This window comes from Plantactinospora endophytica (genome assembly GCF_016862915.1).
GTDB classification, from domain to species: domain Bacteria; phylum Actinomycetota; class Actinomycetes; order Mycobacteriales; family Micromonosporaceae; genus Plantactinospora; species Plantactinospora endophytica.
Map to the genome: position 1 here is coordinate 22,441 of NZ_BONW01000050.1, position 16,203 is coordinate 38,643.

13 protein-coding genes and 2 pseudogenes are annotated in these 16,203 nt (G+C 67.7%); 6 read left to right on the forward strand and 9 right to left on the reverse strand.

Annotated elements, in window-relative coordinates; all coding sequences use genetic code 11:
- Window positions 1-1,290: a phosphopyruvate hydratase gene (gene eno, locus Pen02_RS39520; RefSeq protein WP_203871338.1), complete on the reverse strand. Its 1,290-nt coding sequence runs from the start codon at window positions 1,288-1,290 to the stop codon at window positions 1-3.
- A gap of 598 nt (window positions 1,291-1,888) precedes the next feature.
- On the opposite strand from eno, the gene Pen02_RS39525 reads away from it, so the two are divergent.
- Window positions 1,889-3,100 carry an acyl-CoA dehydrogenase family protein gene (locus tag Pen02_RS39525; RefSeq protein WP_239141995.1) on the forward strand — a complete coding sequence of 404 codons (1,212 nt, stop codon included), beginning with the start codon at window positions 1,889-1,891 and terminating at the stop codon, window positions 3,098-3,100.
- Window positions 3,101-4,159: 1,059 nt separating this feature from the next.
- Window positions 4,160-5,011: a helix-turn-helix domain-containing protein gene (locus Pen02_RS39530; RefSeq protein WP_239141996.1), complete on the forward strand. Its 852-nt coding sequence runs from the start codon at window positions 4,160-4,162 to the stop codon at window positions 5,009-5,011.
- Between the two features lie 146 nt (window positions 5,012-5,157).
- Here the strand turns inward: Pen02_RS39530 and Pen02_RS39535 are convergent, their stop codons facing one another.
- Window positions 5,158-5,616 (reverse strand): DUF4259 domain-containing protein, encoded by a 459-nt coding sequence (locus Pen02_RS39535; protein ID WP_203871340.1) that lies wholly within the window; start codon window positions 5,614-5,616, stop codon window positions 5,158-5,160.
- A gap of 42 nt (window positions 5,617-5,658) precedes the next feature.
- On the opposite strand from Pen02_RS39535, the gene Pen02_RS39540 reads away from it, so the two are divergent.
- Complete coding sequence (locus Pen02_RS39540) at window positions 5,659-6,990, forward strand: IS701 family transposase (protein ID WP_443678494.1); 1,332 nt, start codon at window positions 5,659-5,661, stop codon at window positions 6,988-6,990.
- A 21-nt stretch (window positions 6,991-7,011) separates the two neighbouring features.
- Here Pen02_RS39540 and Pen02_RS39545 read toward each other — a convergent pair whose 3' ends face one another.
- The gene (locus tag Pen02_RS39545) at window positions 7,012-7,377 is read right to left on the reverse strand and encodes a hypothetical protein (protein WP_203871341.1); all 366 of its coding nucleotides are present in this window, start codon (window positions 7,375-7,377) and stop codon (window positions 7,012-7,014) included.
- Window positions 7,378-7,495: 118 nt separating this feature from the next.
- Window positions 7,496-7,693 (reverse strand): hypothetical protein, encoded by a 198-nt coding sequence (locus Pen02_RS39550; RefSeq protein WP_203871342.1) that lies wholly within the window; start codon window positions 7,691-7,693, stop codon window positions 7,496-7,498.
- A gap of 429 nt (window positions 7,694-8,122) precedes the next feature.
- Between Pen02_RS39550 and Pen02_RS39555 the strand changes: the two genes are divergently transcribed.
- Window positions 8,123-9,856, forward strand: a complete 1,734-nt coding sequence (locus Pen02_RS39555) for a HEAT repeat domain-containing protein (RefSeq protein WP_203871343.1) — start codon at window positions 8,123-8,125, stop codon at window positions 9,854-9,856.
- Between the two features lie 82 nt (window positions 9,857-9,938).
- Here the strand turns inward: Pen02_RS39555 and Pen02_RS39560 are convergent, their stop codons facing one another.
- From Pen02_RS39560 to Pen02_RS39570, 3 genes and pseudogenes are all read right to left on the reverse strand, one after another.
- A complete protein-coding gene (locus Pen02_RS39560) occupies window positions 9,939-10,235 on the reverse strand; it encodes a hypothetical protein (protein ID WP_203871344.1) in 297 nt (98 codons plus the stop codon).
- A 339-nt stretch (window positions 10,236-10,574) separates the two neighbouring features.
- Window positions 10,575-10,961, reverse strand: a pseudogene (locus Pen02_RS39565) (transposase); the annotation flags it as partial.
- A gap of 8 nt (window positions 10,962-10,969) precedes the next feature.
- The gene (locus tag Pen02_RS39570) at window positions 10,970-12,301 is read right to left on the reverse strand and encodes a helix-turn-helix domain-containing protein (protein ID WP_203871345.1); all 1,332 of its coding nucleotides are present in this window, start codon (window positions 12,299-12,301) and stop codon (window positions 10,970-10,972) included.
- A gap of 1,065 nt (window positions 12,302-13,366) precedes the next feature.
- Between Pen02_RS39570 and Pen02_RS39575 the strand changes: the two genes are divergently transcribed.
- Window positions 13,367-13,588, forward strand: a complete 222-nt coding sequence (locus tag Pen02_RS39575) for a hypothetical protein (RefSeq protein WP_203871346.1) — start codon at window positions 13,367-13,369, stop codon at window positions 13,586-13,588.
- Window positions 13,589-13,773: 185 nt separating this feature from the next.
- Window positions 13,774-13,863, forward strand: a pseudogene (locus Pen02_RS42325) (IS5/IS1182 family transposase); the annotation flags it as partial.
- Window positions 13,864-13,994: 131 nt separating this feature from the next.
- Here Pen02_RS42325 and Pen02_RS39580 read toward each other — a convergent pair.
- Together Pen02_RS39580 and Pen02_RS39585 are read right to left on the reverse strand one after the other, a co-directional pair.
- A complete protein-coding gene (locus tag Pen02_RS39580) occupies window positions 13,995-14,150 on the reverse strand; it encodes a hypothetical protein (protein ID WP_203871347.1) in 156 nt (51 codons plus the stop codon).
- 113 nt (window positions 14,151-14,263) lie between these two features.
- Entirely contained in the window at window positions 14,264-16,195 is a 1,932-nt protein-coding gene (locus Pen02_RS39585; RefSeq protein WP_203871348.1) for a S8 family peptidase, read from the reverse strand.
- Between the last annotated feature and the right edge of the window lie 8 nt (window positions 16,196-16,203).

Below are 16,203 nucleotides of genomic sequence, written 5' to 3' on the forward strand. Positions count from 1 at the left end.
TCAGGACACCGCCTGTCCGGTCAGCGTCGTCCGACCGGCGTAGCGGGCCGCGGAACCAAGTTCTTCCTCGATGCGGATGAGCTGGTTCCATTTGCTGGTGCGGTCGCTGCGGGACAGGGAGCCGGTCTTGATCTGGCCGCAGCCGGTCGCCACGGCCAGGTCGGCGATGGTGGTGTCCTCGGTCTCGCCGGAGCGGTGTGACATCACCACGCTGTAGCCGGCCTCGTGTGCGGTCCGGGCCGTTGTCAGCATCTCGGACAGGGTGCCGATCTGGTTGACCTTGACCAGGATGGAGTTCGCGATGCCGGCCTTGATGCCGTCGGTCAGGAGAGTGACGTTGGTACAGAAGACATCGTCGCCGACGAGCTGAACACGGTCGCCGAGACGTTCGGTGATCAGCTTCCAGCCGTCGAGGTCGTCTTGGGCCACACCGTCCTCGATCGACACGATCGGGTACGCGTCGACCAGTCCGGCAAGGTAGGCGACGTGCTCCTCGACGGTGCGGACTCGGTCCTCGCCGCGGTAGTGGTAGGCGCCGCCGTGGTAGAACTCGGAGGCGGCCGGGTCGAGCGCGATCGCGATGTCGGTGCCGGGGGTGTAGCCGGTGTCGGTGATCGCCTGCCTGACGAAGGCGAGAACCTCTTCGGCGGTGGCCATAGTCGGTGCGAAACCGCCCTCGTCGCCGACGTTGGTGTTGTGGCTGGCCGCCCGCAGCGCGCCGCGCAGGGTGTGGAAGACCTCCGACCCCATCCGCACGGCGTCGGCGAGGGTGTCGGCGCCGACTGGCGCGATCATGAACTCCTGGAAGTCGAGCGGGTTGTCGGCGTGCGCGCCCCCGTTGACGATGTTGAACAGCGGCAGGGGCAGCAGCGTCGCGTCGGCTCCGCCGAGGAACCGGTACAGCGGTTGGCCCGCCGACACGGCAGCGGCCTTGGCGACGGCGAGGGAGACGCCGAGGGCGGCGTTCGCGCCCAGTCGTGACTTGTTGGCGGTGCCGTCGAGGGCGATCAGCGTCTCGTCGACCGCCGACTGCTCAGCGGCGTCCATGCCGGTGACAGCGGCGGCGATCTCACCGTTGACGGCGCCAATCGCGGCCCGTACGCCCTTGCCGTGGTAGCGGCCCGGGTCGCCGTCGCGCCGCTCCACCGCCTCCCGGGTACCCGTGGATGCGCCCGACGGCACGGCCGCCCGGCCGAGCGACCCGTCGTCGAGAACGACATCGACCTCGACGGTCGGGTTGCCCCGGCTGTCGAGAATCTCCCGACCATGGATCTTGACGATGTTCGACATGCAGCGAACCCTCGGATCTAGAGCCGCCCGGCGTCATCGGTGCGTAGCACCGGCGCGCTGGAACGTAGCGGGGTGGAAATTCACACGCTCGACCACGCCGTCGATCATGAGCCAGCCAGCACTGTAACCGTGCCGCACAACCGCGAGCCGCGACAGCCGGCGGGCGTTTTCGTCGGATGGCTCGGCCGCGAGCCGGTACCGGCGCGCCTGATCTGTTGGGCCAAGTTCTGGGCGAGAGGGGAGTGCCCAGTGGGGTGTTGACCGCCGGGCGGGCGTCACAGTAGGCCTCCACACGCACGCTCCGGCGGGGGACGACTGCCACGGCTTGACCCTAGGACGCATATCCTACTCGCATAGTGGGATATGCGTGTCAGTTGATTGACGGGTGCTGGTGGCGCTGGTGCAGTGATCACATGCCCGCCGTCCACCACCTGTCCGGTGACTAGCCGGCTGACGAGGCAGGGCCGCCCTGCCACCGGCTGATGCGATTGGATGCCGAATGCCCGAAAACCGTGCCGCCTCGGTCCACGCCCCACCGCGGGACGAACCCGTGGACTCCGCCGCCCCGGGTGTCAGCCAGCGACCTGATGGTGCCCGCGTGACCGAGCCAGCCGTACCGCTGCTGCACACCCACGACGACGCGGTGGCGGCCGCGCACCAGGTCGCGCAGGCGCTGCGCCCCGGAGTGATCGACCGGGACCGCGCCGGCGCGAACACCGTCCCCCGAGAGGCGCTCGCCATCCTCGACAGCTCCGGCCTGCTCGGCATCACCGTTCCCGTCGCGCACGGCGGGCCGGGCCTGGGGCCTCGTACGCTGGCCGAGGTTACCCGGGTGCTGGCAAGCGTCGATCCGGCCATCGCACAAATACCGCAGGGGCACTTCCTCATCGTCGACGTCCTCACGGTGTGCGGTGGCCCCGAGGTCCGCGAGCGGCTCTTCGCCCAGGTGCTCTCCGGCCGACGCATCGGCAACGCGCTCGCCGAACGCGGCGGCCGGCACGCCCAGGACCTCACCACCCGGCTGACCGTCGACAGCGCCGGCGCGCTGCGGTTGCACGGTCGTAAGTACTACTGCACCGGCACACTGACGGCGGCCTGGATCGCGGTGAGCGCGCTCGACGACGAGGGGCGCCTTTGCCTGGCCCTCGTGCCCCGCGACGCGGACGGCGTCAGTGTCGACACGGACTGGAACGTGATGGGGCAACGGGCCACGACGAGCGGCACCACCACCCTGGAGGCTGTCGCGGTCGACCCCCGGCTCGTGCTGGACTACGCGTCCGCGTACGCCGTGCCGCAGCAACTCGGCGCCCGGGCGCAGCTCGTGCACGCGGCGATCGAAACCGGTATCGCCGGCGGCACCGTCCACGACACCCGCGCCTACCTGCGCGAACATGCCCGCCCCAGCAGCGAGGCGGTACGCACCGGAGCCGCGACGGTGGCCGGCGACCCGCACGTACTGCATCGCTACGGCCGGCTCGCCACGCGGGTGCGGGCGGCGGAGGCGCTGCTCGCCGACGCCGCCCGGACCCTCGAACGAGTCGGTCTCCTACCGACTGACGCGCGGGCCGCGGCGACCGGATCGCTGGCTGTCGCCGCAGCGAAGGCGTTCGCCAGCGAGGTGGCCGTCGAGGCGGGCAGCGAGCTGTTCGCACTGTGCGGCGCCAGCGCCACCGACGAGCGCTGGGACCTGCACCGGCACTGGCGCAACGCCCGCACCCACAGCGTCCACGACCCGGTCGACTGGAAGTACCACCACCTCGGCGCCTACGACATCGGTGACGTCCTGCCACCCAACCACGGTCAGCTGTAGGGCAGGCGGGTGGCGGTGGCGAAGAAGCGGTGTGACGGGTCGTGCAAAGGAAACCGGACTCGGGTGGACTGCTCCCCGTGCAAGCGGGGGTGATCCGAGCACCTGGCCGTGCACCGCTCGGCCGCTCTCCTGCTCCTCGCGCACGCGGGGTTGATCCACCAACTCATCGCCCCGCTTTCCCACAGGGTGGCTGATCCCCGCGCACGAGGGGGTGCCGCAGGACGACGGTCGCATCCCGCGCCGAATCCGTGGCGCGGGATGCAGCCGTCGTCAGGCTGTGCCAGCGATATCTGCTAGCAGAGCCACCGTCGTTCGGATTCAATGTTGCCCATTGGCGTTCTGGCCAGCGTGTAGTAGTTTCCGGCGCCAGTGCTGCTGCAGTAGGCGTATGCGGTGACCGGGCTGTAGCCCCTGGGACAGCAGCCTGCCCGCACATCGAATGGACCAGCTACATCGATCCAAATCTCGACGTTGACGACTTGGGAACCGCATCCGCCGATCCCGGAGATGACATCGCCGTTCCGACCCGGCGGGTAGGCGTACGGCTGGTATCCGTTGCAGGCATTTTCGGCTGCGGCCGAGGCGGGTTTCGCCGGTGCCGCCGACGCCGTCGTGGTCCATGGCACGAAGAGGCCCAGCGCCACTGTGAGGACCAACAGGGTTCGTCGCAAAACCATTCGTCTTCTCCCGTCTTAGCGCCAACAGGCATCGTTCGAAGTTGATGGTTGCATGTCGGAGCCTGTCGCGGCGCAGGATCCCTGCCAAAAATCGCCATTCTTGGTCGGATCAGCCTAGGTCGCGTCAGTACTTGCCTGTGAGGCTGGTGACGTCAGTGCGCCGACAGAGTGAGGTCAGCGAGACGACAGTGGGCGACTGCATCCTTGGCAGGCCGAGTTGCCAACAGGGGGCTGAGTGGTCGGGTTTCTATCGGTGTCCGTGTACGTTCCGCAGCGAGTCCACACCGCGAGCCTGGGGCTGGCGGCGGAGGTGTTCGGAGATGGACCTGCACCCGGCCTCCCGTCGATAGAAATGGTCTACTGCTCCGACCAGCCAGGACCGTTGGCGACGGACCTTGGTTTGTCGTTTGTGGTCGAGCACGGCCTGGATCGACTGGCTCAATCCGACTTGGTGGTGCTGCTGTCGGCGAGACAGCCGCAGGAGCCTTCCGTCGACCTGGCTGCTGCTGTCTGTGAGGCACACAGGCGCGGCGCAATAGTCATAGGGCAATACCTCGGCCCGTACGCTCTAGCAGCGACAGGTCTGTTGGATGGCCTTCGGGCCACGACCCACCGGACACTTGTCGACGACTTCGCAACCCGATATCCCGCAGTCGACGTCGTACCCCATGTTCTGTATGTCGATGAGGGGCAGATCATCACCGGCGCTGGTGCGGACGTCGATGTCTACCTACATCTGGTCCGTCGAGAGCATGGCACGGCTGCGGCCAACGCGATCGCCCGGAACGTCATTTCCGCGCCGCACCAGGATCGCGGACGGACAGAATTTGCGCCAGCGCCGACCGTGGCAGACGGCGAAATGGACCGCCTTGCGGAAGTCCTGGAATGGACGGCCACAAACCTGCATCGTTCCCCGCAGGTGAGCGAGCTGGCGGGACGGGCGTTCATGAGCCCGCGCACATTCATCCGGCGGTTCAAGGCGGTGACGGGAACGACGCCGCACGCGTGGTTGCAGCGTCAGCGGCAGATCCGTTCCGAGGAACTGCTGAAGTCGACCAACCTGTCAATCGAGGAGATTGCCCGGCGGGTCGGGTACGCCAGCACTGCGGGGCTCCGTGAACAGTTCGTCAAGCGACACGGCATTCCGCCACTCGCCTACCGCCGCGCGTTCGCCGCTGCTACCGCCCCGCAACGTCAGGACCTCAACTGCCTCCGGCGTGTCGCGGACCGTTGACGTCCGTTCGCCTGACCTTCCAAACTGTCCGACCGCGTCAGCCAACCCGTGCAGGTAGGGACGCCAGCCCACGGAAACCGGAAAGGGCAGCTAGTACGGCAGCCGCCGTTCGCGATCTTCGGTCGACCTGCTGTGTCTGGTGGTCTTTACGAGTGCGCTGCTTGGAGGATCGCGGTGAGATCGTTGATCGTTTGCTGCGCCTCGGCCTGGTCGGCTTCGGTGGTCCATCCTTGATGCCATGGCCCGCCGGGACCGGCCACGAAGTGCAGCGCTTCGAGCGCGGACGTGGCAAGGTCCGGCACTGGCTCGGGCAGAATCACCGGGTCTGGTTCGTCGGACACTTGCGTAAGGCGGTGCTGTAGGTGCTCGCCGCCGGGGAGGGTAGCGGCAACGAGGGCTGCCGCCGCGACTACTTCGTCGGGGAAGTATTCCCGCCAGAGGAGGTCGCGGTTGGCAAGGACGTAGCCGAGCATCTGTCGTAGTGCCTCGGCGCGCTGTTGTGGTGGTCGCTCGGTGAGTTCGTCAAGGAAGTCCAGTGCGCCGTCACTGCTGAACGGTCCGGTTCCAAACGTGCCCACATCGCCCTCGCCTCGATAGACGGCCACCGCCGATCATCAACGGTTGTGGACCTAACTGAAGATCGTGCGGTGACCGCGTGCGACAGCGTAAACCCTGACCGGTGGCAGCGGATTCTGGCCGGGGTACTCGACTCGTTCGCAGGCCGGTTCGGGCGGGTGGAGCCTCGTCGCACCGCGGCGGCGTTCGTGACGGGCCTGCTGTCCGATCTTGAGGTGAAGACGTGCTGGCAGTTGGCGGAGCAGGCTGGACACGCCCGGCCGGACGCGATGCAGCGGCTGCTGTTCCGGGCGGTGTGGGACGCCGACGCTGTTCGTAACGACCTGCGGCAGTTGATCGCCGAACGGTTCGGAGCTCCGGACGCGGTCTTGATCCCGGACGAGACCGGCGATCTGAAGAAGGGCGTGCACACGGTTGGGGTGCAGCGGCAATACACCGGCACTGCGGGGCGGATCGAGAACAGCCAGGTCGGGGTGTTCCTCGCCTACGCGAGCGAGCACGGCCACACCTTGATCGACCGGCGGGTCTACCTGCCGGTGTCGTGGACCGACGACCGCGATCGGTGTCGGGCCGCCGCAGTGCCTGACGACGTGGGGTTCGCCACGCGGTCCGAACTGGCAGCCGACATGCTCACCGCAGCCCTGGACGCGGGGATGCCTGCGGGGTGGGTCGCCGCGGACGAGGCCTACGGCAACAGCAGTGTCTTCCGTGCCCACCTGCGCGAACACGGGCTCGGCTACGTCCTCGCGGTGTCCCGCAGCCACCTGATCCCACTCGACGGCGGCAAGACCCGAGTCCGCGCCGACCAGGTCGCCGCCGACCTACCCGACTCGGCGTGGCAACGCCGCAGCGCCGGCGCCGGCTCCAAGGGTCCACGCGTCTACGACTGGGCCTGGCTTGATGACGTGTGCACCGACGCAGACCCCGACGACGGCGGCCGGCACAGCCTCCTGATCCGCCGCAACAGCACCACCAGAGAGTTGGCCTTCTACCGCTGCTGGACGCCACACCCAACAACACTCGCCCAACTCGTCCGGGTCGCCGGCATCCGGTGGACCGTCGAAGAGAGCTTCCAAGCCGCCAAGAGCCAGGTCGGTCTGGACCAGCACCAAGTCCGCCGCTGGGACTCCTGGCACCGCTTCACCATCCTCGCACTGGCAGCCCTCGCCGTCCTGGCGATCTGCGCCGCCGACGCCGCGACCCACGAGAGCGACGCGCCCACCGACAGCGGCTTGATCAGGCTGACCGCCAACGAGATCCGCCGTCTAATCAACACCTGCATCATCCGCCCGATCAGCGACCTCGCCCACCGCTTCCACTGGTCACAGTGGCGGCGACGTCACCAAGCCCGAGCCCGACAATCCCACTACACACGCCGACTCAACCTCGAACTACAACAGTGATCACGAACGGCGGCTGCCGTACTAGAAGGTTTCGGATTGGTCAGGATGAGTGGTGGGTGGATCCGGGTCTGGCAGGAGGCCTCCAGCTGCGGCGGCCAGGCGGTCGATCGTGTCGACCGGCATGAGGAAGGCGATGTGCCAGGTCTCGTCGTCGTGGCCGATCAGGGCTGTGACGGTGTCGCCGTCGTACGCCCAGTGCACCGGTATGCCGGCGGCGTCGCCGATCTGCAACGCGCGTCGCGCGGACCAGTCGGCTTCGCGGATGGACCGTAGGCGGGCAACCTCGCTGATGTGGGCACAGAAGTGGAACTCCCATGATGGCGCTTGCAGCATCACCATGACGACCGCTGGATCGTCCGCGCTGCGGTCGATCATCACGTTGACCATCGGGGAAGGATGACAGACATGATCCGAGGGCATGTGCCGGGCGTTGTGTTGGTCCGGCGTGCCCCCTACGTGCCCGCACACGCGGGGGTTCCCTATGAATTTCGTCAAGGGTCGAATGTCACCACTGGTCGTCGAGTTCAGCGATGCGGCGCCGCAGTGCGCGGGCATCCTGCTTCGGCAGGGCGTGGATGATGATGTGCAGGATGTGGCGTAGTGCGATCGGGTCGGGGCAGCAGGCGAGGACGCCGCAGCCGTTTGTCGGGTCGAACAGGCGGTGATAGGGGTCGCGCAGGAAGCGAGTCCAAGCGTCGAGCACCTCACGTGCCGCGCCGGGCCATAGCCGGGTTCGTTCGAGTTGGGCTATCGCGGCACGGCCGCGTGGGCTGAGGCCGGGGATGCTGGGAACGGGCTGGTCAAGGCGGTGGTGTGCGGCGGCGCGTACTCGCGCCGGTGACCTACGCGCCATCGCCCTTTCTGCTGCTCGTCATGACGACCATCATCGCACGCAGTCGATCTCATGCCGTCCTGGGTGTCGGCGGCTGGTAGGGACCTTTGTCGCGGAGCGTGAACAGGACATCAGGGCGGCATCGAAGGCTCGGGCGAGCATGGTCCGGCCACCTCATGCCCCGTTGCGCGCGGGAACGTTCCCAAGCAGGATCAGTGCCATGACGTACGGGAAGGGCGCGCGGCGCCTCGTGCAGTGAACGGCCCGGCGTCGGGGGCAGCGCCGACGGGCAGGCAGTGGTTGGATGACGGGCTCGCCTCGGGCGAAGTTCTGGATCCTGGGAACGACGTGCGGGAGCACATCTCCTTTTTCGTTCGGGGCGATCGGGACGGGTTGATGACCCGTCGCCTGTTGGCCTTCATGACCGACCCTCGCGCATCGGTGCGGCGGACGACGTTCGAGTTGCTGGACCAGTTGTGCTCTGGGCACTCCGACTGGCGTCTGGTGGCGGACGCCGCCGAGTCGGCTCTGAGTGACGTGGACCCGTGGGTGCGCCGTGTCGCGGCGGTGTTGCTGGTGAGGACCGCTGGACCTGATCGGGCCGTGGCGGTGTTGACCGCTTCGACTGATCTGGTCGTCCGGACCGCCATCGTGGAGGCTATGCCCTGGCACAGGGTTATGCGGCCGGAAGTGACCCTGGAAGGCCTGCGGTCGGATCCAGTCCCGGCCGTCCGGCTGCTGGCCCACGCCGCGGTATTGAGCGAGGACGACTCGTGGCCGGCGCTGGACGCTGCGATCCGTGCCGCTCTTCAGGCCCGCGCCGGTGATCCGGATCCGCCAGGGTCCCGGCTGGCGAAGTCCGCAGGTGAGCACTGGGCAGGGGCGCTGGTCCGCGTCGACCGTGAGAAGGACTGCTGCGTCTGGGCACAACGGCTGACAGATTCGGTCGAAGCTGCAGAGGTCAGGCGCGAAGGCGTACGGATGGCGGTCACGGCGATGCGTGCGTGGCGCGCCGCACCCGGACGGGTGACACCGACGCTGACGACCCTGCTGAAGGAAGAACCGTCCGAGGTACGGACGGCGGCGCTGCACGCCTTGGCGGCATCGTTGACCGCGTCCCGGCTGGCCGCCGACGACCTCGCGGCGGTACTCGACGATCCCGACCTCGGTGCGGTGGCCGCCATCGCGCTGGGCAGCATCGGCGACCACCGAGCGGTGCCGCACCTGGTCCGGCTGATGCTCTCCGACAGCTCTGAGCCCCGCCTGGCCGGGGCCTTCAGGGCTGTTGCCCGGACAGGCGGGGATCCGGCTGCGCCGGTGGCTGCCGCTTGGCGGATTCTGGCCGCGTTGCCGGTTTCGTGCGCGCCGGAACTGCCGATGCGGGTGCTGGCCGCGTTCGGTCCCGGCGCGGCCGCCGCCGTACCGGAACTCGTCGCCAGGCTCGACGGGGCCGAGAACGACACCCCGGACTGGACGTTCTACGTCCTGGAACAGATCGGCCCCGCCGCCGCGGTCGCGGTCTCACGTCTGCGGGAGTATCCGGTGCAAGGCGCGACGTCGGCACTGCTCCACATCACGCAGGACCGGACTGTCGCCGAGCGGTACCTCGCCGAATGCCAGGAAGAACCTCGCCGTGGTCGCTTCACGTCGAAGTTGCTGACCTGGCTCGCCGAGCACGGCGGCCTCAGCGTCCGTCAGCACAGGCAGGTACGAAGTCTGTTCAAAGTTCCTGGATTCGAGCAGGTGGAATCGGCCGGCGCGCTGTGGCTCCATGAAGGCCCGGCGGCAGCCGCGCAACTACTGGAAGTCCTGCCGAAGTACCTGTCCGACGACCTGCGCGGGCCGCAAGCGCTGCGGGTGCTCGCGATGATGGGACCGCACGCGCGGCCGATCCTCGACCGCCTGGACCGGTCCATCGCCGCACGGCGTCGAACACAGTTCGGCATCGGTGACGACGACGCCGAGATGCGCGCGGACGAGAGACTGCTCGCCGCGACGATCGCCACCTGCGGGCAGATCGCTGGGGGAGTCTGAGCGTGCTGCCCCGACCACACACCTGACACGCAGACACCGCCGGTCTGTTCGTGCACGCCCACGAGTAACCTCGCCGCTGCCGCTACCACAGGTCAGTGATCTCCTCACCGGTTCGCCGGTCGACGACGGTGACTCTCACGTCGCCGGCCATTGGCCGCCAGAACACCAGTCCGTCCTTGTGCATTGCCAGATCGATTTCCTGCCGCTGCGCCGTGTCGAAGGTGATCGTCAGATGATCGCCCGGCGCGATGAACCGATCGCCGCCTTCGGGCTCGAAGAAGGTGGTAAAGCCCGGTGCGTCGTCCGCGCACTGAAGCTGGATCACCGCGACATGCCGGTGCTCCGGCCTCTCCTCAGAAGTACCATGCGTCTCACCCACGAGATCATGCTGCCAGACCCCGACAGCACGACCACGATCGTTTCTTGGTGAGAGCGAGGCCAACCAAGACCGCTCGAACACCGTGGCCAGCGAGCTACCGCCGCCTCCGACTTAGGCCGCTGGAGGCGAAATGAGGCCAGGTTTTCGCGATCAGACCAGGCGTCATCGACAATGATCCTAGGATGGTTAGAGCGTGTGCGAGGCCCGACCCCCTCACGGCGCTCACCCTGTGGATTAGGGACGCCCCTCAGCTCTCGCATCACCTCCCTCGACCGGCGCAGACGCGGACTGTCCAAGCGTTGAGGTACGACAAGCCGACGCGCATCCGTGTGGAGTCGGTATTGCAAAGCGGTGGCGGCCTTGCCCGGTCGGGTCCAGGCTCATCATCGCGAGGTGGACGCACTTGAGCGCGGCCGCCTCGTTCGGAAAGTGGCCACGGGCTCGGACCGCGCGGCGGAGCCGGGCGTTGACCGACTCGATCGCGTTCGTGCTGCAGACGACGGTGCGGATCTCGGCGTCGAAGGTCAGGAACGGCACGAACTCGGGCCAGGCCTTGTCCCACAACCTGACGATCGCCGGATACCGGCCGCCCCAGGCGTCGGCGAACTCGGCGAAGCGTTCCTTCGCCGACGCCTCCGTCGGTGCGGTGTAGACCGGCCGCAGGGCCCTGGCGATGCCGTCCCAGTGCTGCCGGCCGGCGAGTGATGGTGTTTCCGTCAGCAGATGCTCGGTGGTCAAAGGAGCTTGATCGCGGCTCCTGCCAGGATCAGTCCAATGGCGACCGCGAGTGCGATGCCAACGACCACAGGTCGGCGTCGCTGCCGGGCGGCTTGGCCATAGTCCGCAAGGGGAGTTGGTGGCCGGCTGTCCGTGGGGTTGGCGGGTCCAGATCCCATGTCGGACTGTGTCGGACGGGTGTCGGGTTTCGTGGAACGGTTGTCGGGAGGATTCCCGACAATGGATGTGCCGGTCGGTGGGTGCGGCGCTGTACTGGCGTCGGTGGTGGCGTTGAGCGCGTCGGCGATCTGCCAGAACGGGTCTTCGACGGTCCGCCTGCGGGCGTGCGCGGCGAGTTCCCGGATCGTGTGGGGGTCGGCTTTGAGAACCTCCGCGAGTTCGTGCAGTTCGGGGCCGGTGGGTACCCGTTGGGCAGCCAACGTTTCGTAGATGGTTTCAGCGTGCAAGCCTGCTCGCACCGACAGTTCGGCCGGGGTGATGCCGGCGAACTCAGCGTAGACACACAGGTAGCGGGCTAGTGCTCGGCATGCTGGCGGTGCATTCGGATCGATGGTCTGCACCAGGTGGCCCAACCGGACCCGCTGCCGCGCGTCCGGCAGTGCGGGCAGGTCGACGAGGGGCGTGGTTCGTAGACCGGGGGCCTGGAGCAGTTCCAACTGGACGGCCTGCCGGGCGTACGCCTCGCGGAGAGTCGCGACCTCTGCGGCGCTGACCTGCAGTCCGAGACGAGCTTGTCGCTCTCGGTGATAATCGGCTTCGTGGCGATCCGCACGCCGTTCGGCCTCCCGTCGGATGCTTTTCTCCTTTTTCAGGGTCTCCAGCAGGTGAGCCGTGTCGGCGGCGAGGCGTTCCTTGAGCTGGGCAATCTTCGCCTGTAGCTGCGGAATGTTCGGCCCACTTTCCGGGACGTTCTCCAGGGGTTGACTGTCCGGCGGCATGCTGACCGGGCCCTTGTACCGGGGCGGGTGCTCGCGCCGGGCACGGATGTACCAGCCGGCGGCAGTGGCGCGGATGCTGGCGGTGTCGCAGATGTCAGGCAGGCAGGCGATGACGACGTCGGTTGTCGACCAGTTGGGCCCGTGCTTGTACCTGCCGTTGAGCTGCTCGGACAGTGCCTGACGGTTCAAGCCTGCCGGCAGGATTCCTCTGCGGCCCGCGATCCGCAGGACCTCTGCCTGCCCGCCGAGTCCCAGGTAGTAGTCGATGAGGTGCCGTATGTACAGGGTGTACTCCGCCGCGTCAGAGTCCGCGCACCGGGAACGGACTGTCGCCTCGTCGACCGTGTGCGCGCGGGTGCGGCGTCGTTTCGGGTCAGGACCCGTGGTCATGCTCGTCGTCCTCGCACGAAAGGGGCCCGACAACCGCAATGTTGTCGGGAATGCGCGGTGCGACTCTTCCCCGACGCGCGTGCCGTCGGCGAGAGTTCCTTCGGCCGGCCCGCCCCCCTGACGGACGGGTCGGCCAGGGTCCTTCGTGTCGCCAGCGCTCTCCAGCCACGGCGCCGCGAAGGACCCACCCTCTCAAGATCACGCAATGTGAAAGGATGATGACAGGATGCCTGATCGAGGCAAGTCTTGGCGAGTCCCGCTGGTCGCGGTCGGCGTGGCGGTAGCCATCGGTGTGCCCGCCGCATGGCGTTGGTGTCGGCCAGAACGGACAACTACGCCAAATGCTCCGTCCGGCTCAATGGTAGGAACACGTCGGCCCGGAGGCCGAGCCCGTCATCGTAAAAGCCGCTGAGGTAGCCGGGAGTTGCGCGACAGCGATCGACAGCGAAGCACCTACTTGATGCGCGGATCAACCACACCGTTCGAGCCCGAGCTAGTCCTGTTGTCCAGGTCGAGCGCTCGGATCGACCGGGTCCCGGACACCACCGAGATCGTCATCACCGTATGTCCCGAACCCCATCGCCGACGGGGCGCTGCCCGTGACCGCGGAGGCGGCCAGGGACCCGACTTCCAACTTCTTACCCAGTAGGCCATCCACTGCCGGCATCCATCACAAGATGTCAAGACGCCGTCAATGTGATGCGAGGCCCGAACCAGGTCCGGGCCTCGCATCATTGGGTTACGTTATCGGCCGTCCTACTACCAGAAGTCGATCAAGAGCGCCGGGCTGCCTCGGTTCTACGAGGCGCCCCCGGCTAGAGATGACCTGTACGGCTCGACCGTGGCATTCCCTTCGTTGAGCTGGGCGGATGTGCAAGCTGAACTCGTATTTGAGCTGCCATGGCGGTTGCAGGTTGGCGGTTCTGACCGCACCTTTGTTCGCTGACGGAGGCCCTTGCCTGGTACGACGAGATTAACGACGACTACCACGGATGCGGGGCGCTCGAGCGGCTCGGACTAATCGACCTCGACCTCGACCTCGGCCGACTGGACCAGGCGGCGGCCATGCTGGGCCGCGCCGTCGACCGGGCGCGCCGGGCCCGGTACCCGATGGGCGAGGCGGAGGCCCTGATCGGCCTGGCCCGCGCCTGGCGGCCGCTCGGCGCCGTGGACAAGGCGCTCGGCTGCGCCCAGGAGGCGATCGCGATAGCGGACGCGCTCGGCCTGACTCGGGTACGGGCCCAGGCGGACGCCGAGCACGCCGCCGCTTACCGACGACGCGCATGACATCGAGCATGCGTTCGCCCGGCCCGGGGGAGTATGTAGATCACACTTCGGGTGGGCCCACGCGCACTTCCGCGACAGCCTGCCACAGCCCTGTCTAGTCCTCGACGCCGAGCCACAGGAGGTTTCGCTCCAACGGATCCATTACTGTCCCTAGAGTCTCGGGTTGCCCGGAAGTGCGCTGCCGCCTGACCGGCGGCAACCGCCACGACGTCACCCAGCTGATACCCCGGGTCGACGCGATCCCACCCATACCCGGTAAGCCCAGCCGGCCCCGACACGGGTCGACAGGAAAGAGATACCCACCGGAGCTGCGCAGAGTATCAACGCCGGCCGGTGCGAGCGCCTGGCGCAGCCGGGAAACGCAGCCGTAGAGCGTGCTGCGGCGCTGGTGCGGCGTTTCGTCACCTCATACCCGGTGGACAAGCTGATCCACCAGTAGCAGGCTGCCCGCCTCCGCCAGCAGGGCCGCCAAGACGAGGTGCTGGCGGGCGTGCCCAAGTTTCAGCGGCAAGCCGTCGATCCGCGCCTCAACGGCGCCGAGCAGCCGGGATTCCGTACTCATCACGATTTTTCATTGACTGTGCACGATGTCGAGACGCGCGAAGATTGGTCTCGACATCGGCCACGGGGTACGGCAACTGGGGGATTCTGAGGCGGCTGACACCCTCGACTGCGTCAGTCCGCGGTGAGCGAGAGATCGTCGAGCACAAAGGACGTTTGCAACGACGAGTCCTCCGCACCGGTGAAGCTGATCGTCACCGTTCGGCCCGCATACCCGCCCACGTTGAACGTCCGCAGCTTGTACGGGCCCTCGTCGATGTTGCTGTAGGTAGCGAGTACGGTCGAGCCGATCCGAATGGTAAACGTGTCGTACGGGATGACGTTGATGAACTCGTCCGTATGGATCTTCAGATACAGGCTCAGCCGCATGTTGGTACAGCCCGCCGGGAGGGCTACCGTCTGCTCCAGCCTTTCAGTACGGACCTGCCCATCGCCGCTGACCCAGGCTGCCTGCGTGCCGGAACGCGGCGCGTTGGCGCCGGTCCACCGGCCGATGGTGTGCGTGGCGTTCGCCCAACCCACGTCGCCGTTTTCGAAGCCCGGGTTTACCAGCTTCTGGCCCGGACTCACACAGCCGCCGCTCGCCGGGGTCACGGTCCACGTAAACGACACGCTGCCGGATCGGCTGTCAGCGTCGGTCGCGTTGACCGTGGCGGTGGAGACGCCCGAGGTGCTCACCGTGCCGGAAATCAACCCAGAGGCCGAATTGATCGACAGGCCGGCTGGCAGCCCGGCGGCCGACCACCTGTACGGCGGGGTGCCGCCGGACGCGGACATCGGCAGGTTCACGGCCGCGCCGGCGGTGTCGGTCCGGTTGCCCGGATCGGCGACCACCGGGCTGCCGGGATGGCCACCGCCGCCCTCGACGTACAGCAGCCGGTTGGGCGTGCCGGGGCCGGCGTCGATAATCCGGTCCGGCGTGGCGGCATCGAACATGGTGCTGGCCACCTGATCCGGGGTTAGGCCGGGGTTGGCGCCGAGCAGCAGGGCGGCCGCGCCGGCGACGTGCGGGGTTGCCATGGACGTGCCGTCGATCGTGTTGGTGTCGGTGTCGCTGCCGTTCCAGGCGGAGGTGATGCCGTAGCCAGGCGCGAAGATGTCGGTGCATGTGCCGTAGTTGGCGAAGATGGCCCGGTAGTCGTCGGTGTCGGACGCGCTCACGGTGATCGCCTCGGTGACGTTTGCCGGTGAGTGGGCGCAGGCGTCGCCGTACTCGTTGCCGGCGGCGACCGCGTAGGTCACCCCGTCGGCGATCGACGCGCGCACGGCGTTCTCCAAGACCGGTTGCGGGGCGAGGTTGCCGAGGCTCATGTTCGCCACCGCGGGCCCATCGGTGTGGTGACCGGTGACCCAGTCGACGCCGGCGGTCACCGAGGAGGTGGTGCCCGCACCTTCGCAGTTGAGCACCTTCACGGCAATGAGCCGCACGCTCTTGGCCACCCCGTAGGGGGCCCCGCCGACCGTACCCGCGACATGGGTGCCGTGGCCGCGGCAGTCGGTGTTGACGCTGTCCACGGTGTTGGTGCCCCAGCTGGCGCGGCTTCCGAATGCGTGGTGGCTGGTGCGGATTCCGGTGTCGATGATGTATGCGGTGACGTTGGCGGCGGTGTTTGGGTAGCTGTAGCTGCTATCGAGCGGCAGATCGCGCTGGTCGATCCGGTCCAGGCCCCACGACGGCGGGTTCGGCTGAGTGTCGGTGGCCCGTATCGTCGCGTCCTGCTGCACGTACGCGACGGCCGGCTCGGCGGCCAGCTTCCTTGCGGTGTCCTTGCTGAACGTGCCGGCGAACCCGCGCAGTGCGTGCCGGAAAGTGTGCTTCGGGGTGACGGCGTACTCGGCGGCCAACTGGCCGGTGAGAGTGTCCACGCCGCGGGTTGACACGGTCGAATCCTTGTAGACGACGATGTAGCTGTCTTCGATCGCGGCCGGGTTGGTCGCGCCGACGATTTCCTGTGCCGCTGCGGAGGGCGCGGGTGACGCGGTGACGACGAGCGCAGCGACCGCGGCGACTGCGCCCAGGGCCGCGAGGCGTCGCGAGCCTTTCATCAAATTTC

Bases quoted from the DNA above. Each gene is read 5' to 3' on its own strand.
- Pen02_RS39580 (WP_203871347.1), bottom strand. From the start codon at position 14,150: ATGAGTACGGAATCCCGGCTGCTCGGCGCCGTTGAGGCGCGGATCGAC.
- Pen02_RS39545 (WP_203871341.1), bottom strand. From the start codon at position 7,377: ATGGTCAACGTGATGATCGACCGCAGCGCGGACGATCCAGCGGTCGTC.
- Pen02_RS39585 (WP_203871348.1), bottom strand. From the start codon at position 16,195: ATGAAAGGCTCGCGACGCCTCGCGGCCCTGGGCGCAGTCGCCGCGGTC.
- Pen02_RS39570 (WP_203871345.1), bottom strand. From the start codon at position 12,301: ATGACCACGGGTCCTGACCCGAAACGACGCCGCACCCGCGCGCACACG.
- eno (WP_203871338.1), bottom strand. From the start codon at position 1,290: ATGTCGAACATCGTCAAGATCCATGGTCGGGAGATTCTCGACAGCCGG.
- Pen02_RS39575 (WP_203871346.1), top strand. From the start codon at position 13,367: ATGCTGGGCCGCGCCGTCGACCGGGCGCGCCGGGCCCGGTACCCGATG.